The 21621-nt window shown below is 55.5% G+C and carries 21 protein-coding genes; 6 read left to right on the top strand and 15 right to left on the bottom strand.

What is annotated here, in order from left to right:
• The first annotated feature begins 2 nt into the window (after positions 1-2).
• Positions 3-890 carry a tetratricopeptide repeat protein gene (locus WBY09_RS18535; RefSeq protein ID WP_252724083.1) on the top strand — a complete coding sequence of 296 codons (888 nt, stop codon included), beginning with the start codon at positions 3-5 and terminating at the stop codon, positions 888-890.
• Here WBY09_RS18535 and mobA read toward each other — a convergent pair.
• Entirely contained in the window at positions 887-1525 is a 639-nt protein-coding gene (gene mobA / locus WBY09_RS18530) for a molybdenum cofactor guanylyltransferase MobA (protein ID WP_197147089.1), read from the bottom strand. The genes WBY09_RS18535 and mobA overlap by 4 nt on opposite strands.
• Before the next feature lie 260 nt (positions 1526-1785).
• On the opposite strand from mobA, the gene sugE reads away from it, so the two are divergent.
• Positions 1786-2106: a quaternary ammonium compound efflux SMR transporter SugE gene (gene sugE, locus WBY09_RS18525; RefSeq protein WP_008890117.1), complete on the top strand. Its 321-nt coding sequence runs from the start codon at positions 1786-1788 to the stop codon at positions 2104-2106.
• Positions 2107-2183: 77 nt separating this feature from the next.
• Here sugE and WBY09_RS18520 read toward each other — a convergent pair whose 3' ends face one another.
• Entirely contained in the window at positions 2184-2651 is a 468-nt protein-coding gene (locus tag WBY09_RS18520) for a DMT family transporter (protein WP_197147088.1), read from the bottom strand.
• Positions 2652-2659: 8 nt separating this feature from the next.
• Positions 2660-3091: a DMT family transporter gene (locus WBY09_RS18515; protein WP_008890119.1), complete on the bottom strand. Its 432-nt coding sequence runs from the start codon at positions 3089-3091 to the stop codon at positions 2660-2662.
• An 84-nt stretch (positions 3092-3175) separates the two neighbouring features.
• On the opposite strand from WBY09_RS18515, the gene WBY09_RS18510 reads away from it, so the two are divergent.
• On the top strand, positions 3176-4114 hold the full coding sequence (locus WBY09_RS18510) for a LysR family transcriptional regulator (RefSeq protein ID WP_197147086.1): 939 nt from the start codon (positions 3176-3178) through the stop codon (positions 4112-4114).
• A gap of 128 nt (positions 4115-4242) precedes the next feature.
• On the opposite strand, the gene hydA is transcribed toward WBY09_RS18510, so the two are convergent.
• From hydA to WBY09_RS18475, 7 genes are all read right to left on the bottom strand, one after another.
• On the bottom strand, positions 4243-5694 hold the full coding sequence (gene hydA / locus WBY09_RS18505; protein WP_008890121.1) for a dihydropyrimidinase: 1452 nt from the start codon (positions 5692-5694) through the stop codon (positions 4243-4245).
• A gap of 171 nt (positions 5695-5865) precedes the next feature.
• A complete protein-coding gene (locus WBY09_RS18500) occupies positions 5866-6846 on the bottom strand; it encodes an ABC transporter substrate-binding protein (protein ID WP_008890122.1) in 981 nt (326 codons plus the stop codon).
• Between the two features lie 61 nt (positions 6847-6907).
• Positions 6908-8065: an ABC transporter permease gene (locus tag WBY09_RS18495; RefSeq protein WP_336233552.1), complete on the bottom strand. Its 1158-nt coding sequence runs from the start codon at positions 8063-8065 to the stop codon at positions 6908-6910.
• Positions 8062-8991, bottom strand: a complete 930-nt coding sequence (locus tag WBY09_RS18490; RefSeq protein ID WP_443082667.1) for an ABC transporter permease — start codon at positions 8989-8991, stop codon at positions 8062-8064. Before WBY09_RS18490 ends, WBY09_RS18495 begins: the two co-directional genes overlap by 4 nt.
• The gene (locus WBY09_RS18485) at positions 8981-9772 is read right to left on the bottom strand and encodes an ABC transporter ATP-binding protein (RefSeq protein ID WP_336233565.1); all 792 of its coding nucleotides are present in this window, start codon (positions 9770-9772) and stop codon (positions 8981-8983) included. Before WBY09_RS18485 ends, WBY09_RS18490 begins: the two co-directional genes overlap by 11 nt.
• A 256-nt stretch (positions 9773-10028) precedes the next feature.
• The gene (locus tag WBY09_RS18480; RefSeq protein ID WP_008890127.1) at positions 10029-10895 is read right to left on the bottom strand and encodes a nitrilase-related carbon-nitrogen hydrolase; all 867 of its coding nucleotides are present in this window, start codon (positions 10893-10895) and stop codon (positions 10029-10031) included.
• Between the two features lie 247 nt (positions 10896-11142).
• On the bottom strand, positions 11143-12474 hold the full coding sequence (locus WBY09_RS18475; RefSeq protein ID WP_008890128.1) for an aspartate aminotransferase family protein: 1332 nt from the start codon (positions 12472-12474) through the stop codon (positions 11143-11145).
• Positions 12475-12970: 496 nt separating this feature from the next.
• Between WBY09_RS18475 and WBY09_RS18470 the strand changes: the two genes are divergently transcribed.
• Positions 12971-13609: a TetR/AcrR family transcriptional regulator gene (locus tag WBY09_RS18470; RefSeq protein WP_336233551.1), complete on the top strand. Its 639-nt coding sequence runs from the start codon at positions 12971-12973 to the stop codon at positions 13607-13609.
• A gap of 192 nt (positions 13610-13801) precedes the next feature.
• Positions 13802-14575 (top strand): substrate-binding periplasmic protein, encoded by a 774-nt coding sequence (locus tag WBY09_RS18465; protein ID WP_336233550.1) that lies wholly within the window; start codon positions 13802-13804, stop codon positions 14573-14575.
• A gap of 83 nt (positions 14576-14658) precedes the next feature.
• Here WBY09_RS18465 and WBY09_RS18460 read toward each other — a convergent pair whose 3' ends face one another.
• The 3 genes from WBY09_RS18460 to WBY09_RS18450 are packed head-to-tail and all read right to left on the bottom strand — an operon-like array spanning position 14659 to position 18633.
• Positions 14659-15930, bottom strand: a complete 1272-nt coding sequence (locus WBY09_RS18460; RefSeq protein WP_336233549.1) for a Zn-dependent hydrolase — start codon at positions 15928-15930, stop codon at positions 14659-14661.
• A gap of 41 nt (positions 15931-15971) precedes the next feature.
• Positions 15972-17249 carry an NAD-dependent dihydropyrimidine dehydrogenase subunit PreA gene (gene preA, locus WBY09_RS18455; protein ID WP_008890132.1) on the bottom strand — a complete coding sequence of 426 codons (1278 nt, stop codon included), beginning with the start codon at positions 17247-17249 and terminating at the stop codon, positions 15972-15974.
• Between the two features lie 25 nt (positions 17250-17274).
• On the bottom strand, positions 17275-18633 hold the full coding sequence (locus tag WBY09_RS18450) for an NAD(P)-dependent oxidoreductase (RefSeq protein ID WP_197147081.1): 1359 nt from the start codon (positions 18631-18633) through the stop codon (positions 17275-17277).
• Between the two features lie 528 nt (positions 18634-19161).
• Between WBY09_RS18450 and WBY09_RS18445 the strand changes: the two genes are divergently transcribed.
• Complete coding sequence (locus WBY09_RS18445) at positions 19162-19587, top strand: acyl-CoA thioesterase (RefSeq protein WP_120226549.1); 426 nt, start codon at positions 19162-19164, stop codon at positions 19585-19587.
• A gap of 13 nt (positions 19588-19600) precedes the next feature.
• On the opposite strand, the gene WBY09_RS18440 is transcribed toward WBY09_RS18445, so the two are convergent.
• Positions 19601-20668: an osmoprotectant NAGGN system M42 family peptidase gene (locus WBY09_RS18440; protein WP_197147080.1), complete on the bottom strand. Its 1068-nt coding sequence runs from the start codon at positions 20666-20668 to the stop codon at positions 19601-19603.
• A gap of 41 nt (positions 20669-20709) precedes the next feature.
• Complete coding sequence (locus WBY09_RS18435; protein ID WP_064788377.1) at positions 20710-21579, bottom strand: FadR/GntR family transcriptional regulator; 870 nt, start codon at positions 21577-21579, stop codon at positions 20710-20712.
• Positions 21580-21621 lie beyond the last annotated feature (42 nt).

The raw sequence follows: 21621 nt of genomic DNA, 5'->3' as shown, positions 1-21621 counted from the left end.
CCATGAAAAACATCATCGCCCGTTCAGCAAAACCATCCTGTTTGAAAGCCACACGCGTTGGTGCTCTGGCACTTGCCACGGTGATTACCTCGATGATCGCCCTGGGTTCAGCCCCGGTGTTGGCATCGTCGGCCCTTGATGACGGCATCAAGGCCTATCGCCACGGGGAATTTGAAAAGTCGGCCGGTATTTTCTCATCGCTGGCAGACAACGGTGATGCCACCGCGCAATATCTTCTGTCCTGCCAGACCATCAATGGCGTTGGCGTTACTGCCAACGAAGATGCAGGCTGGATGCTGATGGAACAGGCATCAGATAACAACAACCCAAATGCCAGCGTTGTCATGGCTAGGCGTCTCGAGGCGATGGGCGGTGACAAAGACAAAATTCGCGGCCTCTATATTGCCGCCGCCCAAAAGAACAACACGCAGGCAATGCTTTGGCTGGCCCTTGATGCGCTTGATCGCGGCGATGCGGCACAGGCCGAAGCCCACCTTAAACAGGCGTGGGAACTTGGTGATCCACGTGCGGCGACACTTCTTGCCAACCGCTTTGCCAAAAGCGATGTCGATCGCCTGACATATTTGCGCCGTGCTGCCCAACACGGCGAAATGCGTGCGGCCGCCTACCTTGCCGAAGAAGCCCGCACGGTCGATGACAAGGCCGAAGCCGTTGGCTGGTGCGCTATTGCGACCGGCATGCCAGGTCATAACGAAGATGTCGACTGGAAAACCATCGGTGATGCGGTCGAAAAGAACTGCGGCCAGTTTGACAAGGACCTGTCGCCCAAAGACCGCGCGATCAACCGCGAACGCGTCGATCATTTTCTGTCCGAGTTCTTCAAGAACTACGAACCGTGGCAGCCTTGGCGGGCCTGCGCGGTTGATTAATCCTGCGTAGATACAGCGCTGGCAAGCGCACTGTTGATCAGCTTCAGATCATCTGGCGTATTGACGTTGGTAAACGGTTCCAACCCGTAAACCCTATCTTCAAACACCACCCGCGGCGCACCCAGCGCCTGCAACGGACCGCGTACCCGCCGATCATCGGACGCCAGCAGATCGGCAATCACCGGGGCCGCATCGCGGTGCCAGATGCTTGAAAGGTAATGGTCGCGGTCTGCGTGACTGGCAAAGGCCGCCTTCGCCCCGGCATCCTCGGCTGCGGCCTGCAAACGCCCCACCATATCAAGCGGCACAATCGGGCAATCGACGGGAAACGTCACCAGCCAATCGATACCGTCCGGCAAGGCTAACAGACCACCCAGAATACCGCCCAGTGGCCCCTGCCCCGGTTTGGGCGCATCACCAACCACCAGCAGGCGGTAATCCATAAACGCCTCAGTCCCGGCATTGGATGAAATCATCACCTGATCGCATTGGGCTTGGGCAACATCAATCACCCGCCCGATCAGGCTTTTGCCCCCGACCTCGCGAAACGCCTTGTTCCCGCCCATACGTCGTGCCTCGCCCCCGGCGAGAACAAGGCCAAGGGTTGGGACATGTTGGGATTGGGGCGTGTTCACGATAAGACCAAACCTTTGAAGGGGGCGAATAATCAGGCGCCCTCATCATAATCCAGTGCGTCAACCGTTGCATCTGTCGTCTTGTCACGAACGCGTTTTCTAAAGCCGCGCCCTAATGCTGCACTGCGTCATTTTTACATTGTCGCCCTACAGGCATTGATTTAGAGTGATTAAAGACTTTGCGACTTCCGCCTTGATGCCGGACGACCGGTATTCCTGATCCGATCAATGGGGACGGCCCCGCAAGACAGGAGGCCCCCATGGCCTGGACAGCGTTGGTTATTGCCGGATTTCTCGAAATTTGCTGGGCGATTGGCCTGAAATACACCGAAGGCTTCACCAAGCCTATCCCTAGTGCCTTGACCATTGCCGCGATCGCCGCCAGCTTCTGGCTACTTTCAATCGCCATGCGCACCATCCCGATCGGAACGGCCTATGCAATCTGGACCGGCATCGGTGCCGCCGGTGCGGTGATCTTTGGCATCATCATGGTCGGCGAACCCGCCAACCCCGGACGATTGGTCGCTATCGCGCTGATCCTTTCCGGGATCGTGATGCTGAAATTGTTCAGTCCGAGCTAACCCTTCGTACGTAAAAAAAGCCAAACGGCAGATAGACGAACGGCGCAGCCTGTGACTGCGCCGTTGATTTCCATTGTTTAGCTGGCCGCACGTCGTTCAAATTTGCGATTGCCGAGATACACCAAAACCATCGCACCCAGCAGCAAGGCAATTGCCGCCCATCGCTTCGGGTCCAATGCAATCTGATCATTCCCGAGCCATGCAAAATTATCGATCAGCAAACTCATTGCAAGCTGTCCGGAAATCACAGCAACCGTAGCAGCAGCAATACCAACACGTGGCACGGCAAACACCATTACCACAATATAGCAGACGCCAAAAAAGGCGCCTGTCAGCTGCCACTTGGGGGCGTCAAGCAATGTCAGTTCCTGCGGCGGCTGAACAAACAGTACCAGTAAGATACTGATTACAGCGCCAAGAACAAATGTCAGCCAAGCGGTGCCCAACACGCCCGCAGCCGCCCCAAGCCGCCCGTTCACAGATGATTGCACCGACAGCGCACAGCCACCGAGCAACGCGATAAGAATAACAAAAAACGTAACCATCAGTCACCTCAGTGGATAAGCCAGAGTGCCAACGCAATCAGGATCAATGCGCCAAACCGATAACGATCTACCGGTTGCTTTTGCACACCAAAGGCGCCGTAATGATCCAACAACAGACTTGCGCCGAGTTGTCCAAACAGGATTGCAACCATTGTTGCGCCAACACCGATAATCGGCGTGGTGGTGGTAATGACAACGACATAAACCGGACCTAAAACACCACCCGTCAACATCCAGCGCGGTTGCGCAAACAATTGTGGCAAAGACCGATTGCGGGCGAACACCAGCGCCAGTGACAACAGCAAACTACCAACCAGAAAAATGCACAGGGTCGCGGACATGTGTCCGACATTCTCACCCAACGGCCCGAGTAGCCCTGCCTCGACAGACAGCCCCATGCCCGCTGCAAACACGATGAGCAATATCAATATCTGCTTCATTTCAAACTCCGTTAACTTGCAACGGAACATACTTTGCACCAAACTGGGCAACAATTACCCGAATTTGGAAATTACTTTTGCAAAATGAGCAAAGATATCACCCTTCAGGCGCTACGCCTTTTTATTGATGTGGCAACACAGGGCAGTTTCAGTGACGTTGCCCGTCGGCGCGGCCTGCCGACATCTTCCGTGTCACGCCATATCAATGCGTTGGAAACCCGCTTGGGGCACAAACTCCTTGTGCGCAATACCCGTGCTGTCAGATTGACCGACGCCGGAACCCGATACGTGCATGAAGTTCGCGAAATTCTGGCCGCTCTCGATATTGCCAGCGACGCGGTCAGGGGCAATGCCACCACACCGCAGGGAAGGTTGCACATCAACGCACCCGTCGCATTTGGCCGCCATCACATTGCGCCCCATCTTGCCGAGTTCCAGCACCGGTTTCCCGGAATCGAAGTTGACCTGACCCTGACAGACGCCTTTATCGACCCGATTTCAGAAGGGGCCGATGTGGTCATACGCATCGGGACACTTCGTGATTCCAGCCTTGTCAGTCGAAAACTTGCCGCGCAGCGCTACGTCGCTGTGAGTGCGGCGTCATATCTCGAGCAACATGGCGCACCACCAACCCCCGACGCGCTCGCCGACCACAATTGCCTTGTTTACAAGGGGGCAAACGGGGAAATGCCATGGCTCTTTCGCAAGGGAAATGAGCCTTTCCGACCCTATAGGGTAAAGGGTTCACTACGCAGCAATGATGCCGACAGCCTTATTACCGCAGCACGTCAGGGACAGGGGATTATTCTGTTCCCGACATGGCTTTTACACGAGCACATCCGCCAAAAACATCTCTTGCCGATCCTGACCGACTGGCAAGCAGAAGCCTATACGATAAACGATGCCATTCATCTTCTGTTTCCGGAGAACCGAATGCGTTCGCCCAAGGTAACTGTCTTTCTGGACTTTCTTTCGGAAGCTACGGGAAAACCGCCCTACTGGGATCGCCTGGCCTTATCGTAAGCCCGTTGGTCACGCAAATATTGCTGCGCCTGGACTATGTTTTGCCAACCTTGGTGAGCCCATGTTGCAAACAGAAAAACGGGGCAACCGATGGCTGCCCCGTTTTTGATGGATCGTGCTCGATTGGCTTAGACGCCAGCCGGAATACCGCTGCGTTCAACTTTGCGCGGGGATGTGATTTCTTTCCATTTGGAAAGCGCCTTGTTGACGGCCGGATACGGTTCGCGGGCGATGAATTCGCCGTCGCCGCATTTGGCAAGAACCACACCTTCCTCTGCGGCAATGCGGCCGCGGCTGAGTGTGTAGCGCGGCAGGCCGGTAACCTCTATGCCTTCAAACACGTTGTAGTCAATTGCCGACTGCTGGTGTTTGGCAGTGATGGTTTTCGACGCCTTCGGATCCCAGACCACAAGATCGGCATCCGCCCCGACAAGGATCGCCCCCTTGCGCGGATAGATGTTGAGGATCTTGGCAATGTTTGTCGAGGTCACGGCCACGAACTCGTTCGGGGTCAGACGGCCGGTGCCAACGCCATAGGTCCAAAGAAGCGGCATGCGGTCTTCAAGACCACCGGTCCCGTTCGGGATCTTGGTGAAGTCGCCAACGCCCATGCGCTTCTGTTCGGTCGTGAACGCACAGTGGTCAGTCGCTACAACCTGCAGGCTGCCCGATGCCAGACCATTCCACAGGCCATCCTGATGTTCCTTGCTGCGGAACGGCGGGGACATGACGCGACGTGCGGCGTGATCCCAGTCGGCGTTTTTATATTCGCTGTCATCAAGAATAAGGTGCTGGATCAGCGGTTCACCAAAGACGCGTTTGCCGTTGGCACGTGCGCGACGGATGGCCTCATGCGCCGGTTCGCACGATACATGCACGATATAAAGCGGCACATTGGCCATATCGGCAATCATGATCGCACGGTTACATGCCTCGCCCTCGACATCGACAGGGCGCGAATAAGCGTGGGCCTCGGGCCCGTTATTGCCTTCGGCCAGCAATTTCTGCTGAAGGGTGGCAACCACGTCACCGTTTTCAGCATGTACCAGCGGCATCGCGCCCAGTTCCGAACAGCGCGAGAAGGATGCGAACATTTCGTCATCATCGACCATCAAGGCACCCTTGTAGGCCATGAAGTGCTTAAACGTGTTGATGCCCTTTTCCTGAACGATGGTCTTCATTTCATCAAAGACCTGCTCGCTCCACCAGGTGACGGCCATGTGGAAGGAATAGTCGCACACCGCCTTGGAGGATTTGTTATCCCAGGCCTGCAATGCTTCGAGCAGCGACTGGTTCGGGGCCGGCAGGCAGAAATCGACAACCATGGTCGTGCCACCGGCAACGGCGGCCTTGGTGCCGCTTTCGAAATCGTCTTCGGAATAGGTGCCCATAAAGGGCATTTCCATATGGGTATGCGGATCAATCCCGCCGGGCATCACATAGCAGCCGTCGGCCTCGATCACCTTGTCCCCGGTCAGGTTGTCCCCGATGGCGGCAATCTTGCCGTCTTCGATCAGAATATCGGATTTGTAGGTCAGGTCGGCGGTAACGATGGTTCCGCCACGAATAACCATGGACATGGGTGGCTCCTTGTCTGTCTGAGTGGCGAAAAGTTGCGGGCCATCCCGGCATTTCGCCCGTTATCTCCAAACACCCCCGAGGGTATTCAATCAGTCGTCATAGTCCTGGAAGTCATCCCGTCCGGCGAAGCCAAAACCCCGCCGGACGGATAAAAGTCACAAGATGGAAGATTACATCTTGTCGGTCACGGCGTGGGTCCAGGCACCTTCCGGTTCCTTGGTGATCACCGGATCGGAACCACCCGAAAGCAGGCTGTCAACGGTACGCTGATAGGCTGCTTCATCGAGAACCGCAGAATCACCAAGCAGTTTGGCGATTTCGGTCATCATGCGGACCTGGTGTTTTTCAGTCTGGGCACCGGTCATGTCGTTATCAAGAACGATCATCGCGGCGTCTTCCGGGTTTTCCTTGGCCCAGTTCCAGCCCTTCATGCTGGCTGCAACAAAGCGCGACATTTTGTCGACGAATGCCGGATCCGAAAGGTTGTCTTCAAGAACATAAAGACCGTCTTCAAGGGTTGCGACACCCTGATCTTCGTATTTGAAAACCTTAAGGTCATCAGCCGGGATACCGGCATCAATCACCTGCCAGTATTCGTTATAGGTCATGGTTGAGACGCAATCGGCCTGCTTCTGGATCAGCGGATCAACGTTGAAGCCCTGCTTAAGCACGGTCACGCCGTTTTCGCCGCCATCGGTCGGAATGCCGAGTTTCGACATCCAGCTCAGGAACGGATATTCGTTACCGAAGAACCAGACACCAAGGGTACGACCCGGGAAGTCATCCGGGCTTTCGATACCGGTTTCCTTCAGGCAGGTCAGCATCATGCCCGATTTGGCAAACGGCTGTGCGATGTTCACCAGCGGCACACCCTTTTCGCGCGATGCAAGGGCGGATGGCATCCAGTCGATGATCACATCCGCACCACCACCGGCAATCACCTGCGGCGGGGCAACGTCCGGACCACCCGGATTGATGGTCACATCAAGGTCGGCTTCTTCGTAGAAACCTTTGTCGAGTGCCACATAGTAGCCTGCAAACTGGGCCTGTGTGACCCATTTAAGCTGCAGGGTTACCTCGTCTGCTGCCATCGCCGAAAACGATGCCAACCCGAAACTCAACCCCATAGCAGTCGAAATAAACTTATTCATTCGTCGATGTCTCCTCAGGTTGTAGTCAAGTCCTCCCGACGGGTCGTCTTGTTTTGTGCCTTTAATGGCGACGTACCCGGAATGACGGATGCCATGACGTTGCTTTTCTCTCGATATAAGCCACGGCTCCGTAGAAGGCGGTCCCCGCGAGGGCCGCCAATGCGATTTCCGCCCAGACCATGTCGATATTCATCCGCCCGACCTCGGTCGAGATGCGGAAGCCCATACCAACAATCGGGGTGCCGAAAAATTCGGCGACGATTGCGCCAATCAGCGCAAGCGTGGAATTGATTTTAAGTGCGTTGAAAACAAACGGCATGGCGGCCGGCAAACACAGTCTGAACAGCGTTGACCAATAGCCCGACGCGTATGTCGCCATCAGGTCCTTTTCAAGCTTTCCGGCGGCATTCAACCCGGTCACGGTATTCACCAGCATCGGGAAGAAGGTCATGATCACGATCACGGCCGCCTTCGATTGCCAGTCAAAGCCAAACCACATCACCATGATCGGCGCGACCCCGATGATTGGCAGGGCCGAGACCATATTGCCCAGTGGCAAAAGACCACGTTTGAGGAACGGCACACGATCCACCGCAATCGCAACGATAAAGGCCGAACCACAGCCCATGACATAGCCGCTCAGCACCGCCTTCACAAAGGTCTGGTGGAAGTCGGCTGCCAGAATGTCGGTGGAATTGACAAAACGTTCGCCAATCATGCTGGGCGGCGGCAACAGAACCTGTGGCACGCCAAAGCCCGAAACCACGACTTCCCAGACAAACAGAAGCCACACCCCAAAGGCCACCGGCACGACGAAGTTCGCCAGATGCTGTTTGGTGCGATCAAGGCTGTGGAAGTTGGCAATCACATCAATCCCGCGCCAGACAAAAGCCCAAAGCGAAAGAATGAACAACCAGAACCCCGGCCCGGCATAGCCAGCAACACCGTAATCATACAGAACACTGATCGCCTGCCAGCAGCCAAATACCGCAATCGCCAGAATGACCATACCAGCGGTGACGGAACCGACACCAAGCCAGGTAAAGGCCGACCCGGCAATCACACACAGCGCCATGGCAACGGCAAGACCGGGAATATCCCCGACAAAGGCAACCTGTTTGCCGGTATCGCTATCCACACCCGCCAACGGGAAGATCAGCGCCAGCAAGGCCGCAATCGCCGCGACGAGACAGAACTTGTCCAATTTCGTCCAGGTCATGACTTCACCCCCATCCGCACAAGGACCCTGCGTTCACACCAGCCAACAATCACCACAAGGATGGCGGCCACAAACGCCGCGGTCAGAAGCGCCGACCAGATTTGAATGGTCTGTCCGTAATAGGAGCCCGCCAGCAAACGTGCACCAAGCCCCGCCTGCGCACCGGTCGGCAATTCACCGACGATGGCACCGACCAGACTGATCGCAATCGCAACCTTCAGGCTGGCAAACAGATATGGCATGGCCGACGGCAGGCGAAGCTGCCAGAAGGTCTGCCATTTCGAGGCATTATAGGTCCGCATCAGATCAAGCTGGATCACTTGCGGGGAACGCAGGCCTTTCACCATGCTGATCGTGACCGGGAAGAAACACAAATAGGTCGAAATGACCGCCTTTGGCACCAGTCCCTTGATCCCGATGGCGCCCAGAACAACGATGATCATCGGCGCGATGGCAAGGATCGGAATGGTTTGCGATGAAATCACCCACGGCATCAGGCTTTTTTCAAGCGTCATGACATGGACAATCCCCACCGCCAGCAACACACCAAGCAGCGTGCCAATTCCAAACCCAAGAAGGGTCGAGGAAAGCGTTACCCAGCTGTGATAGACCAGCGAGCGTTTGGACGTGATCTTGATGGCAAAGATGGTGTGATACATCTCGACTGCCACCTGATGCGGGGCGGGCAGGATCGGGCGATCTTGCGCCAGCGTATCTTCGATCAGCTGGCCCGTAGTCCAGGTCTGGTCAGCACGGTTGTAACGGTCAATCTGGGTCGGCGCGTTCATGAAAACCGCCCCGACATACCACAAAACAAGAAGGGCGATCAGAACAACGCAAACCGGCCCGGTCTGGCCTGACATCATGCGTGTCCAGGTCGATTGTCCGCCAACGGACCCGGTCATGGCAGCAGTGTTACTCGTCATTGCTGTGCCCCGCACGCAGCCCTTCCCGCACCCGATGCGCAATCTCGAGGAATTCCGGCGTTTCGCGGATATCCAGTGTGCGGTCTTTCGGGAATTCGGTTTCGATCACATCAATGATCCGCCCCGGACGCGGTGACATCACCACAATCTTGGATGACAGATACACCGCCTCGGGGATGGAGTGGGTGACGAACGCCACCGTCTTGTTGGTCCGCGCCCACAATTTCAAAAGCTGCTCATTGAGGTGATCGCGCACGATTTCATCAAGCGCACCAAATGGTTCATCCATCAACAGCAGGTCGGCGTCGAACGACAGGGCACGCGCGATTGATGCACGTTGCTGCATGCCGCCTGACAGCTGCCATGGGAATTTCTTTTCAAAACCATTGAGCTCGACCAGTTTCAGGGCCTCCTGGGCGCGCTTGACGCGCTCTTCCTTGGAGATTTCCATGATTTCGAGCGGCAAGGTCACGTTGCGTTCGATCGAACGCCACGGCAACAGGGCCGGTGCCTGAAACACATAGCCATAAGCACGCTTTTCACGCGCTTCGTGCGGCGTCACACCATTGATCGAAATCTCGCCGCCGGTGGCTTGTTCAAGGTCGGCGATCACGCGCAAAAGTGTGGTTTTGCCGCAACCCGACGGGCCGATAAAGGAAACAAAATCGCCTTCCTCGATGGTCAGATCGACATCGGAAAGGGCGTAAACGGGACCGTCTGCCGTCTGAAAGGTCAGCGACAGTTTCTTGATATCAACAACTGCTTTTTTCGATGCGGGCATCTCAGCAACATTATTGACGACTTGTTTTAGCGTCATGGGGTTTCCCCTGATCGTATGTCTCTCTCAGAACCAAAAGCGTCTCTTTTGGCACAGTCGATGGAAGCCTCCCTCAGGGACGTTGCCCTGAACCTTGTCGACATTGATCAAACGCATAAAGCCTTTGCCCGGTCGTTGCCGGGAACGGGGAATGATACCCCACCTGTCGATCAAGGCAAAACAGCGAGCAGCGCTTTGACCGCTCGCCGGTATCATGAAATCAGTTCCCGTCCGTCAGACGGGTATAGGTCGACGGGCGACGGTCGCGGAAGAATTGCCAGTTGTCGCGAATTTCGCGCACCATCGACATATCCATGTCATGGACCAGCAATTCGTCATTATCGCGCGATGCCTGTGCTTCGATTTCGCCGCGTGGATTGACGAAATAGCTTTGACCGTAAAACTCGCCAATATCCCATGGCTGTTCGCGGCCGACCCGGTTGATCGCGCCGATAAAGCACCCATTGGCCACAGCCGATGCCGGCTGTTCGAGTTTCCAGATATATTCCGACACCCCTGCGACCGTGGCCGACGGGTTGACGATATACTCCGCGCCATTAAGCGCCAAGGCACGCCAGCCTTCCGGGAAGTGGCGGTCATAGCAGATATAAACGCCAAGTTTGCAATACTGGGTATCAAAGACCGGCCAGTTCGATACGCCGGGCTTGAAGAAGAACTTCTCCCAGAAACCGGCGACATGCGGGATGTGGGTTTTGCGGTATTTGCCAAGATAGGTACCGTCGGCGTCAATCACGGCAGCGGTGTTGTAATAAACACCAGTGATGTCTTCCTCGTAGATCGGAACAACGATCACCATTTTGTATTTGGCGGCCAACTCACACATCAGCTGTGTGGTCGGGCCATCAGGGATTTTTTCTGCGGCCGCGTACCATTTCTTGTCCTGGCTCGGACAGAAATAGGGCTGGGTGAATACTTCCTGAAAGCACAGAACCTGCACACCTTTTTTGCCCGCCTCTTCGATATAGGGCAGGTGCGCGTCGATCATGGCCTTGCGGATTTCTTCGGGGGACTGATCTGTTGAACCCTTAAGGCTCATTTGAATCAGGCCACCTCTCAGCTTTGACATCCGAGATACCTCCTTGATCTGATATTTTTATGTCCTTGCCACTTTTGTGGTCTGACGGACTTATGCCCAAACGCGCCCCAAGAACCCTGTTTGTTTTTTTACGGGTTCGTTCCCAGACGGGACGCGATCAGAAAAATCGCGAAACAGATGTTTCCTCCGTGGCGTTGCAGACCCGTTTGTTTTTGGTGGTTCTGCAAGCCGGGTGTCCCCTGCCCGATTGCGCAGGCAGGGAACGAAAATCGTAATCCTAGTCGATCTCTTTAAGCACTTCGCGCAATGTGCCAAACAGCTGATCAATATGTGATTTTTCAAGGATCAGCGGCGGCGACAGCGCAATGATATCACCCGTGGTGCGGATCAGAATGCCCTTCTCAAATGCCTTGAGGAAGGCATTGAACGCACGCTTGGTCGGGAAGCCTTCAATCGGTTCCAGCTCGATCGCACCGATCAGGCCAAGGTTACGGACATCCTTGACCAGTGGCAGGTCGATCAGGCTGTGCACCGCATCTTCCCAATACTGACCAAGTTCCTTGCCCTTGGAATACAGACCTTCTTCTTCATAGGTCTCAAGCGTTGCCATGGCGGCCGCACAGGCAACCGGGTTGCCCGAATAGGTGTAGCCATGGAACAGCTCGATCATGTTTTCCGGGCCGGTCATGAAGGCATCATGGATTTCGTCGGTGGCAAACACCGCACCCATCGGGATGGTGCCGTTGGTCAGGCCCTTGGCGGTCGTGACCAGATCCGGCTGAACGCCAAAGTAATCAACCGCAAACGGTGCGCCAAGGCGACCGAAACCGGTGATGACCTCATCAAAGATCAACAAGATGCCATGCTTGGTGCAGATCTCGCGCAGGCGTTCCAGATAGCCCTTCGGCGGGATCAGAACACCAGTGGAACCTGCAACCGGTTCGACAATCACGGCTGCGATGGTCGACGGATCATGCAGTGCGCAGATGCGTTCCAGATCTTCGGCAAGGTAGGCGCCATGTTCGGGCATACCGCGGGTAACACCGTTTTCGTCCGGCAGGTAAGTGTGACGCATATGGTCCACACCGCCCAGCATCTGGCCGAATGTTTTGCGGTTACCCGAAATACCACCGACAGAAATGCCGCCAAAGTTCACACCGTGATAGCCGCGTTCGCGACCGATCAGGCGGGTCCGCTGTCCATCGCCGCGTGCACGGTGATAGGCCAGTGCGATTTTAAGCGCGGTTTCAACCGACTCAGAACCGGAGTTGGTATAGAAAACGTGGTTGAGATTGCCCGGCATCAACTGTGCCAGACGGCTGGCAAGTTCGAACGCCTTGGGATGGCCCATCTGGAATGCCGGGGCATAATCCAGTTCGTCCATCTGTGCCTTGACCGCTTCAACGATTTTCGGACGCTTGTGACCAGCGTTGCAGCACCAAAGGCCTGCGGTGCCATCAAGGATGTCGCGGTTATCGTCGGTTTTGTAATACATGCCATCGGCCGAAACCAGCATACGCGGGGTCTGCTTGAACTGACGGTTGGCAGTAAAGGGCATCCAGAACGCCGAAAGATCGTTCGGACGGCTAATTTTCGTGGTGGCTGTCATCAAAAGGTCTCCCGTACCTTTTCAAGTTCTTCCCTCGACCGGTTCGGTGGCGAGCCACCGTGCACCGGCATCTGATATTCTTCATCCCGTTTTCGCGAAAAGGTATCTGGCCAAATGACCAAAATGTCGCACATTCGTTTTCCGGGACGGCCCGACCTGTTGCGGGCACACAAACGTCGTTAGCATGAGACATGCCCACGCACTAGCGCTTTAATACCACCGCGGAACTGTTTCGAATATTCGACTGTCAAACACCATTTCGGCGACCCTGATTTTTATTTACGGCGTCTATTTTGTGTTTATCTTTCATCGGTACTGTTCGATATTTCGGACAAAACCGACTCTTGACCATGGCTTGGAACGACGCGCATAAAAAGTTTCTTTTTGATATTTGCAGTAGAGGTTATTTTAACCTGACCAAACGGTCAAGATAAATGACGCGATTTAGACAGCACGATTGAGATCCATCAAAATCGGCGCGAAACGGGACACAAAAATGAGCACAAAACCCGCAGTAAACGGCGCACACAAGGCCGCGATCCGACAGGAAAACGAAGAACAGATTCTGGCCGCTGCCGAACGGGTCTTTGCCGATTTCGGGTTCAAGGGGGCGACCACCGCGCGGATTGCCGAAATCGCCAATGTTCCAAAGGCCAATGTGCATTACTATTTCAGCACCAAAGAGGCCCTGTATCGCCGCATCATGGAAGATGTTTGCGACCACTGGCTCGAAGCGGCAATGACGTTCGATAACAGTGCCGACCCCGCCTTCATTCTGCGCGGTTATATCGAGGCCAAGATGGATTTGTCGCGCGTGCGTCCATACGGGTCGCGTCTTTGGGCACATGAAATCATCCGTGGGGCCAAATTCTCGTCGGAATATATCTCGACCACGGTGAAAAGCTGGCTCGATAGCCGTGTGGAAGTCATTAGGGGCTGGATTGACGAGGGCAAGATGGATGATGTCGAACCCCATACCCTGATGTACATGATCTTTGCCACCACCCAGCACTATGCCGACTTTGGCCGCCAGATCGAGATTTTCAACAATGACAAGCCACTGACCGACGCACAGTTTGCCGAGGCCAAGGAAAATGTCGTGCGCATCATATTGAAGGGTGTCGGCCTCGACTGATCCCCCGTTTGGGGACCTGACTGCGGCCGACGTCACCACTTCTGTATAGTTGTATCGGATTATCCGGGGACCAATTTTAGTTATTCCTGATAATCACGATGTTTGCAGACAATAATGCTGTGTATCGGACCATCACTTCGCGCTGTTTGTGGTTGTATTTCCGCCGTCCTGATCGGCGGATCTGCGTCCCTGATGACATTCCCGGCAGCTGCCGAAAACGCAATTTTAGCCCAGACACAGAACACCCCGCCTGCCAGTAATTGCAGGAAGCTGTCGGTTGGCGGCGCAGATGGCTGGGAGCCGATCACCTATATCCGTGATGATGGCCAACAGACCGGACTTGCGATCGACATTTTGCAGGATTACGCCAACCGTCACGATTTGAAGCTTGATCTCAATCTCGACATTCCCTGGACACGCGCCATTCAGATGCTCAGCAAGGGTGAACTGGATGTGATTGCCGGGGCCTATTTCACCCACGAGCGCGATCAGGTCCACTTTTATAGCGCGCCGTTCGCCAATGACGACATCATGGTCTTTCAACGCAACGACAATCGTTTTCCGGTTGTCGAACTGAGCGACCTGATCGGGTATGACGGTGCGCGTCCGCAAGGTGGCAGTTATGGCGATTATATCGACCGCTTTGCCGAGCAACGGCTGAACATGATCTTCTCCCCCACCGGCAATCGCATCTTTGACGTCCTGATGAATGGGCGGGTCGATTATGTGATGCTGGGGCGCTTTGACGGGCTGACCAATATCTATCGCGACAATCTGATCGACGACATCTTCGTGGTCGAACCACCGATTGACAGCAACAAAGTCCACTTCATGTTTTCACGCAAAAGCCCCTGCATGGGCCATGTCAGAAACCTGAATATCCTGATCGAACAGCTTGCCGAAGACGGAACGCTTGATCAGTGGACAGAGAACCATCTTCTTGATGTGTCCGAAGGGGCGAGTTAACGGCGGCGTGTTGCCACCATAACAAAAAAGCAGGGCGTTATATGCGCCCTGCTTTGCGTTTGGTCACCGCGAAATGCATGGACCTATTTTTGCATCACCGTTTCATCGGCCTTGGCCAGAACCGCATGCAGCAGTACCTGCCCCCCGGCATCCGACCAGTGTTTATGCACTTCTTCGATCTCGTTATGGGAAATGCCATCGACACACGGGATGAAAATCATCGCCGTCGGGCAGACTTGTGCCAGATAACACGCATCATGCCCAGCGCCCGAGACGATTTCACGCGCAGAGAACCCGCCAAGTTCGGCCCCCAAGCGTACCGCGTCGACACAGGATTTATCGAACGGCACCGGTGCGTAATAAAAGATCTGCTCAAGCTCGGTTTGAAGGCCGATCTCCTTGGCAATCTTGTCGACACCTTCGCGCAATGCCTTGTCCATATCGGCCAGAACCGCATCATCGGGATGGCGGAAATCGACGGTAAAGAACACCTCGCCCGGGATGACGTTGCGCGAGTTCGGATGTATTTGCATCATACCGACCGTCGCACAGGCAAGCGGGGAGCGATCCAGACCGATCTTGTTGACCAGATCAACCACGCGTGCCGCACCAAGCAATGCATCCTTACGCGTCTTCATCGGGGTCGGGCCGGCATGGGCTTCGACACCGGTGAACTTGATTTCATACCACCGCTGGCCCTGGGCATCGGTGACAATGCCGATATCCTTGCCTTCATCTTCAAGGATCGGGCCCTGTTCGATATGGGCTTCGAAATAGGCCCCCATCGGATGGGCATCAATGGTCGCCTCGTCCGGCCCCATATAGCCGATCCGCTCCAACTCCTCGCCCATGGTTTTGCCATCAACATCCGCACGGGAATGACCGTATTCAAGGTCAAACACCTTCGCAAAGACGCCAGATGCCACCATGGCCGGGGCAAAGCGCGAGCCTTCCTCGTTCGTCCAGCAAACGACTTCAAGCGGCGCTTCGGTTTCGTATTTGGCTTCATTAAGCGTACGGATCACTTCAAGACCCGAAAGCACCCCATAAACGCCGTCATACTTGCCACCCGTTGGCTGGCTATCAAGGTGGCTTCCCATCACCACCGGCGGCAGATCCGGGTTACGGCCTTCGCGGCGGGCAAAGATATTGCCCATCTTGTCGATCCGGATCGAGCAGCCCTCTGCCTTGCACCAGTCGATGAACAGATCACGGCTTTCACGGTCAAGATCGGTCAGCGCCAGACGGCAAACGCCGTCCTTTGCGGTTTTGCCGATCTTGGCCATTTCCATCAGGCTATCCCAAAGGCGGTCACCATCAATTGACAGGTTACGTACACTGGGTTGAGCAGTCATTCGTCAGTCCTTTTGGTTTTGGTGGCGTTTGCGCGGATGGCTCATTCAGCAGCCACGCGCATGGGATTAAGCGGATGTTCCGGCCAGGTCATCGGCGGCTTGTCGGTCTTGACCGGTTCCATGGTGATGCAATCCGGGACCGGGCAGATGTGATAGCAAAGGTTACAACCAACACATTCCTCATCGACCACTTCAAACAGACGGCCGCCTTCGGGCTTGTCGGTCATGGTGATTGCCTGGTGCGAGGTATCTTCACACGCGATGTGGCAACGACCGCACTCGATGCAGTTATCCGGGTTGATCACCGCCTTGGTGTCGAAGTTCATGTTAAGCTCGTTCCAGTCGGAAACCTGCGGAACGGCAGCACGGGTGAACTGTTCGACACTGGTGTAGCCCTTGTCATCCATCCACTGGCTCATACCGTCAATCAGGTCATCGACCACGCGGAAGCCATAGATCATCGCAGCTGTACAAACCTGAACGGCGTTGGAACCAAGCGCCATGAATTCAACGGCATCTTTCCAGGTGGTGATGCCACCGATACCGGAAATTTCAAGATCGCGGGTTTCAGGCGTGCGGGCGATTTCAGCAACCATGTTCAGCGCAATCGGCTTGACCGCCGATCCGCAATAACCGCCATGCGTGCCCTTGCCGTCAACAACCGGCTCCGGGATCATGTTGTCGATATCGACCGACACGATGGAGTTCACGGTGTTAATCAGCGATACGGCATCCGCCCCGCCCTTGAGCGCTGCTTCGGCTGACCACAGGATGTTGGTGATGTTCGGGGTCAGTTTGGTAAAGACCGGAATATCGACCGCGTCCTTGACCCAACGGGTGACCTGTTCGACCATTTCCGGCACCTGACCGATGGCCGACCCCATGCCGCGTTCGCACATGCCGTGCGGGCACCCAAGGTTAAGCTCCAGACCATGCACACCGCTTTCGGCGATCTGCTGGGCCAGGTCCTTCCAGGCGCGTTCCTCGATCGGGGCCATCATCGATCCGATGATGACGTGATCCGGATACTCTTTCCGGCATTCGCGGATTTCCTGAAGGTTGGTGGCAAGCGGACGGTCGGAAATCAGCTCGATATTGTTGATCCCCAGCAGACGGCGGTTCTGGTCATGGTGCGCGCCATAGCGCGAGGACACGTTGACCACGGGCGGATCGATGCCCAGCGTCTTCCAGACAACCCCGCCCCAGCCTGCTTCAAAGGCGCGAACAACGTTGTATTTCTTGTCCGTTGGCGGCGCGGAGGCCAGCCAGAACGGGTTTAGCGAATCAATACCGGCGATTTTGCAGCTTAGATCAGCCATTTTCTCTCTCCCTTTGGCTAGCGTTTCACGCGGATTTCAGGAATGCATCAATGGCGATGGCGGCCTGTTTGCCGTCTTCGACCGACTGAACAGTCAGGTCTTCGCCACTCTTGATGCAGTCCCCACCGGCGAACACGCCCGGGGCGGTTGTCTGATAGTTTTTATCGACCACGATCTTGCCACCGGTGATCTCCATCCCGGCAAGGTCATCGGTTTTGATTTTCTGTCCGATGGCCTTCAAAATCTGGTCTGCACGCACTTCAAAGGTTTCGCCTGTGCCAACAAGTTTGCCACTGGCATCAAGTTCGGTTTTTTCGAACTCCATACCCATCAGCTTGCCATTGGCCTTGATTGCAACCGGCTTTGCCCAGTAACGCACAACAACGCCGTTGGTTTTGGCCAAATCCTGTTCGAACTCGGTCGCGGACATGTTTTCCGCACCCCGGCGATAAACAAGGGTCACTTCCTCAGCGCCCAGACGCTTGGCCTGTACCGCGGCATCGATTGCGGTGTTGCCACCGCCGATGACGATCACGTTGTTGCCAACCGGCATGTCGGATTTCGGTTCGGTCTGACGCAGTTTTTCGATGAAATTGATTGCATCATCAACGCCCGGGAAATCTTCGCCCTTAAGGCCAAGATCATTGGTCGAACCAAGGCCGACACCAACGAAGACGGCGTCGTATTTTGCCTTGAGGTCGGCAACGTTGATGTCCTTGCCAAGCACCTTGTTATATTCGATTTCAATCCCGCCAATGCCCAGAAGGAATTCAACTTCGCGCTGGGCGAAATCGTTGGTCATCTTATAAGCAGCCAGACCATATTCATTAAGCCCGCCCGGTTTCGGCTTGGCTTCGAACACGACAACGTCGTGGCCCAGCATCGCCGCACGGTGCGCGCATGAAAGGCCCGCCGGGCCGGCACCGACAACGGCAATGGTCTTGCCGGTTTTTGGCGCACGTTTGAACGGATGGGGCAAATCGCGCGCCATCAGATGATCAACCGCGTATCGTTGCAGGCTGCCGATCTCAACGGCGGTATCTTCGGCGACGTTACGAACGCAGGCCTCTTCGCACAGCACTTCGGTCGGGCAAGCCCGCGCACAGGTGCCGCCCATGATGTTGGCCGACAAAATGGTCTTTGCCGCCCCGTCCGGGTTGCCGGTGCTGATTTTCCGAATGAAGGATGGAATATCGATTGATGTCGGGCATGCGGTCACGCATGGCGCGTCATAGCAATACAGGCAGCGGTTGCTTTCCGCCATCGCCTGAAGCGTGGAATAGGCCGGATGCAGATCGGAAAAGCCGTCATCTGCGTCATTGTGACCAGCACCGCCATGAACGGCACCGGATTTTGAAGCTTGCTTGGCCTGCAAGGTGGTCATTTGTTTGTCTCCCTGCCAAAAAGGCGTCCTCTCCTGACGTCATCGAGAGACAAAACAAGAATGACATTACAATCGACCGCGGGCCAAAAATGATCGCAGCTATCGCGCGATCAGAATGCAATTATGGCGTTACGTGGACGGGCGGGCCCGACCAACTCAGGGTCTCTCGTACTGACATTCTTGGCGTATCCGTTCAGGCAATGCTGAACTGTTTCCCAGTATTTGATCTGCCGTGTGGTTATAGTTTCGGGGTTATCCCCGGTTGATACACGTGCAGATGCCTCTCTCTGACGGATACAGCATGTCCAATCCTGATCATTTGGTCAAGATTAAAAATCCGAATTCTTGGTTGGGTCGCAAAACACCTGCATCCACGCCGAAAAACCGGGGCCCGGCACCATCATATCCACATCGGATAGCAGCCCATTGGACATCCGGTATGTCCCTGATTTGGCAACATTTTGTGCTGGCTTTATTTAGACAAACTAAAGTAACGTCATCGGACAAACCCACTTCGGAAAGCCTTCGATGACCCTTGTAAACGATGCCACCGACACCCTGCCTGACCGTCAACCGTCGGTGCGTGCCGTTGCCATGCCGTCTGATACCAACCCGACCGGGGATATCTTTGGCGGCTGGTTGATGTCGCAAATGGACCTTGCCGCCGGAACCGCGGCCGCACGCCGGGCCAAGGGCAGAACCGCAACCGTCTTTGTCGACAGCATGTCGTTCCTGCGTCCGGTCCATGTCGGCGATGAAGTGTCGTTCTTCACCGAAATCATCCATGTCGGGCGCACATCCCTTCGCATCCATGTCCAGGCCTGGCGCCAGACCCGCTTTGAAGAAACATCCGATAAGGTGACCGAAGGTATCTTTACCTTTGTCGCGCTCGATGAGGCTGGTCGCCCCCGCCCGCTTGACCCCGATCCGGAAGACGCCTTGTCAGAGGCGTGATCAAGTCTCCGGGTCAAACATCCGAGCCAAGCAACGGACTTTGCAGATACGCCACAAGCAATTCACCGACCGCGACGAAGCTGTCGATATGAGCACGTTCATGCCCGTGCGATGCATCCAGCCCGAAACAGATCAATGATCCGCGCGCGTCATAGCCAGCTTCAATCCCGGCGGCCACGTCGCTTCGGTAAAACTTGAACACATCGCGGGAATGCTCAATGCCGTTTGCTTCGCACAGATCAAGCAAATGGCGATTAAGCTTGCGATCAAACGGGCCGGACATGTCCTTCATCGCAATGGTCACGCCATACTCGCTGGTGTTCTGCCCCGGTGCGAAGGTGCCGTTATCAACTGCCACCAGTTCGGCAATATCATCATCAAGAATATGTGGCGCGCCATGACCGACTTCTTCGGCAATGGTAAACAGGATTTTGCAATCGACCGGCAAGGATACCTTTCCCGTCACAAGCGCACGGACAGCCGCCAGAACAGCCGCCACACCCGCCTTGTCATCAAGATGGCGCGACACGACAAAGCCGCTGTCGGTAAATTCGGCATTGGTATCAATCGCAACCATATCCCCGACATTGATGCCAACGGCGCGCACGTCATCTCCGTTTGACACCCGCGCATCCAGACGCAGCTCAAGCTGTTCCCATGTAACCGGCTGGCTTTCGATTTCGGTGTTATAGGTATGGCCTGATGCCTTGATCGTCAGGATCGTGCCGCGTGTTGTTTTGCCGTTATCGGAATAGACCGTCACGCGCGCCCCTTCGGCAAAGCGCGAAGACCAATGCCCGATCATGGCGACTTCCAGTCGGCCATTATCCTTGATCTGTTTGACCATCGCGCCGAGCGTATCAAGATGGGCTGCGACCGCACGGTCGGATCCCTTGGCCTGACCCGGAATGACAGCCCGGATCGCCCCCCGCCGGGTCAGTTCAAACGATATTCCCATATCGCGCAACTCGTCACAGACGAAGTCCACGGCGCGCTCGGTCATGCCCGTCGGGCTGTCAATCGTCAGAAGCCTTGCCAGAACCGCACTGAGATATTGTCGATCAATATGGGTTTCAGACATGATACCCGTCCTTAAATTCCTAGATAATGTCGGCTCAAAGATCAGTGTTTGGTTGCGATACCCGAAAGCGCGCGCAATTCGGCACTGGGTGACAAGTCACGCGGCAGATCGATATTGCCCGACCGGAAAAAGCGGTTTTCGACCACCGCTTCCTGTTCTTCCATCAAACGTTGGGCGGCACACATGTGTTGATAGGTAACCGCACGCGCCGTTTCACCATCGCCCTTGCGAAGCGCTTCGATCAGGCGGAACTGATAGTTGCGCCCCGTTTCGCGCAGTTCGGTGTTGGGTTGATCATAAATCTTTTTGCAGACCGTCAAATTCATCAGCAAATCGATCATGAACCGGCAGATAAATGACAACAGCGGATTGGGGCAAAGCTCCACCAGAACCAGATGGAATTCCAGTTCCTTGATGCGTTGGCGTCGCGCTTCCTCGATCGAGGTCGGATGGCTTGCATACCATGTCATGACCTCTTCAAGCCTTTCAAAATCGTCCTCTTCCAGATGACCGATACAGGCCGCGGCCATTTCCGGTTCCAGCAAGATCCGAAGCTCGTAAATGTCGCGGATCGTCAGATCCTTGAAAAAGAAGTAATTGGCCAGAAGTTCGACCGCGCGTCCCTCGGACACGGTATCGATAAACGCCCCGCCGCCCGGTCCGGTCCGGGTTGCGATAATCCCCTGCGTTTCCATTGATTTCAGAGCTTCGCGCACGGTCCCCTTGGATGCGCCCAACAGTGTAATCAGTTCCGCTTCCTGTGGCAGACGCTCGCCCGGACGCAGCCCCGTTTGCGCGATATAGTCTTTCAGCGCGTCGGCAATGATATCGGAACGTTTACGCTCTCGCTTGCGCGGGCGTGTGGTCAGTTCCAAGTCCTGTTTCGGCCCCTTGATCGGGTTTTTTGTCATTTGTTTTTCCCTGTCGCGCCCAAACGCATTCCGGCCCCTATT

The sequence above is a fragment of the Thalassospira sp. CH_XMU1458 genome, assembly GCF_037027205.1.
Lineage (GTDB): Bacteria > Pseudomonadota > Alphaproteobacteria > Rhodospirillales > Thalassospiraceae > Thalassospira > Thalassospira tepidiphila.
Note: the sequence above shows the minus strand (reverse complement) of the source record. Positions and strands in the feature narration are given on the sequence as shown.

What these genes read in the sequence shown, in the direction of transcription:
- WBY09_RS18440 (WP_197147080.1), bottom strand. Translation starts at nt 20,668, where the DNA reads ATGTCTGAAACCCATATTGATCGACAATATCTCAGTGCGGTTCTGGCA.
- WBY09_RS18445 (WP_120226549.1), top strand. Translation starts at nt 19,162, where the DNA reads ATGACCCTTGTAAACGATGCCACCGACACCCTGCCTGACCGTCAACCG.
- WBY09_RS18470 (WP_336233551.1), top strand. Translation starts at nt 12,971, where the DNA reads ATGAGCACAAAACCCGCAGTAAACGGCGCACACAAGGCCGCGATCCGA.
- WBY09_RS18490 (WP_443082667.1), bottom strand. Translation starts at nt 8,991, where the DNA reads ATGACGAGTAACACTGCTGCCATGACCGGGTCCGTTGGCGGACAATCG.
- WBY09_RS18500 (WP_008890122.1), bottom strand. Translation starts at nt 6,846, where the DNA reads ATGAATAAGTTTATTTCGACTGCTATGGGGTTGAGTTTCGGGTTGGCA.
- WBY09_RS18535 (WP_252724083.1), top strand. Translation starts at nt 3, where the DNA reads ATGAAAAACATCATCGCCCGTTCAGCAAAACCATCCTGTTTGAAAGCC.
- WBY09_RS18495 (WP_336233552.1), bottom strand. Translation starts at nt 8,065, where the DNA reads ATGACCTGGACGAAATTGGACAAGTTCTGTCTCGTCGCGGCGATTGCG.
- preA (WP_008890132.1), bottom strand. Translation starts at nt 17,249, where the DNA reads ATGGCTGATCTAAGCTGCAAAATCGCCGGTATTGATTCGCTAAACCCG.
- hydA (WP_008890121.1), bottom strand. Translation starts at nt 5,694, where the DNA reads ATGTCCATGGTTATTCGTGGCGGAACCATCGTTACCGCCGACCTGACC.
- WBY09_RS18520 (WP_197147088.1), bottom strand. Translation starts at nt 2,651, where the DNA reads ATGGTTACGTTTTTTGTTATTCTTATCGCGTTGCTCGGTGGCTGTGCG.
- WBY09_RS18460 (WP_336233549.1), bottom strand. Translation starts at nt 15,930, where the DNA reads ATGACTGCTCAACCCAGTGTACGTAACCTGTCAATTGATGGTGACCGC.
- WBY09_RS18480 (WP_008890127.1), bottom strand. Translation starts at nt 10,895, where the DNA reads ATGTCAAAGCTGAGAGGTGGCCTGATTCAAATGAGCCTTAAGGGTTCA.
- WBY09_RS18475 (WP_008890128.1), bottom strand. Translation starts at nt 12,474, where the DNA reads ATGACAGCCACCACGAAAATTAGCCGTCCGAACGATCTTTCGGCGTTC.
- WBY09_RS18485 (WP_336233565.1), bottom strand. Translation starts at nt 9,772, where the DNA reads ATGCCCGCATCGAAAAAAGCAGTTGTTGATATCAAGAAACTGTCGCTG.
- WBY09_RS18465 (WP_336233550.1), top strand. Translation starts at nt 13,802, where the DNA reads ATGACATTCCCGGCAGCTGCCGAAAACGCAATTTTAGCCCAGACACAG.
- WBY09_RS18510 (WP_197147086.1), top strand. Translation starts at nt 3,176, where the DNA reads ATGAGCAAAGATATCACCCTTCAGGCGCTACGCCTTTTTATTGATGTG.
- WBY09_RS18515 (WP_008890119.1), bottom strand. Translation starts at nt 3,091, where the DNA reads ATGAAGCAGATATTGATATTGCTCATCGTGTTTGCAGCGGGCATGGGG.
- WBY09_RS18435 (WP_064788377.1), bottom strand. Translation starts at nt 21,579, where the DNA reads ATGACAAAAAACCCGATCAAGGGGCCGAAACAGGACTTGGAACTGACC.
- sugE (WP_008890117.1), top strand. Translation starts at nt 1,786, where the DNA reads ATGGCCTGGACAGCGTTGGTTATTGCCGGATTTCTCGAAATTTGCTGG.
- WBY09_RS18450 (WP_197147081.1), bottom strand. Translation starts at nt 18,633, where the DNA reads ATGACCACCTTGCAGGCCAAGCAAGCTTCAAAATCCGGTGCCGTTCAT.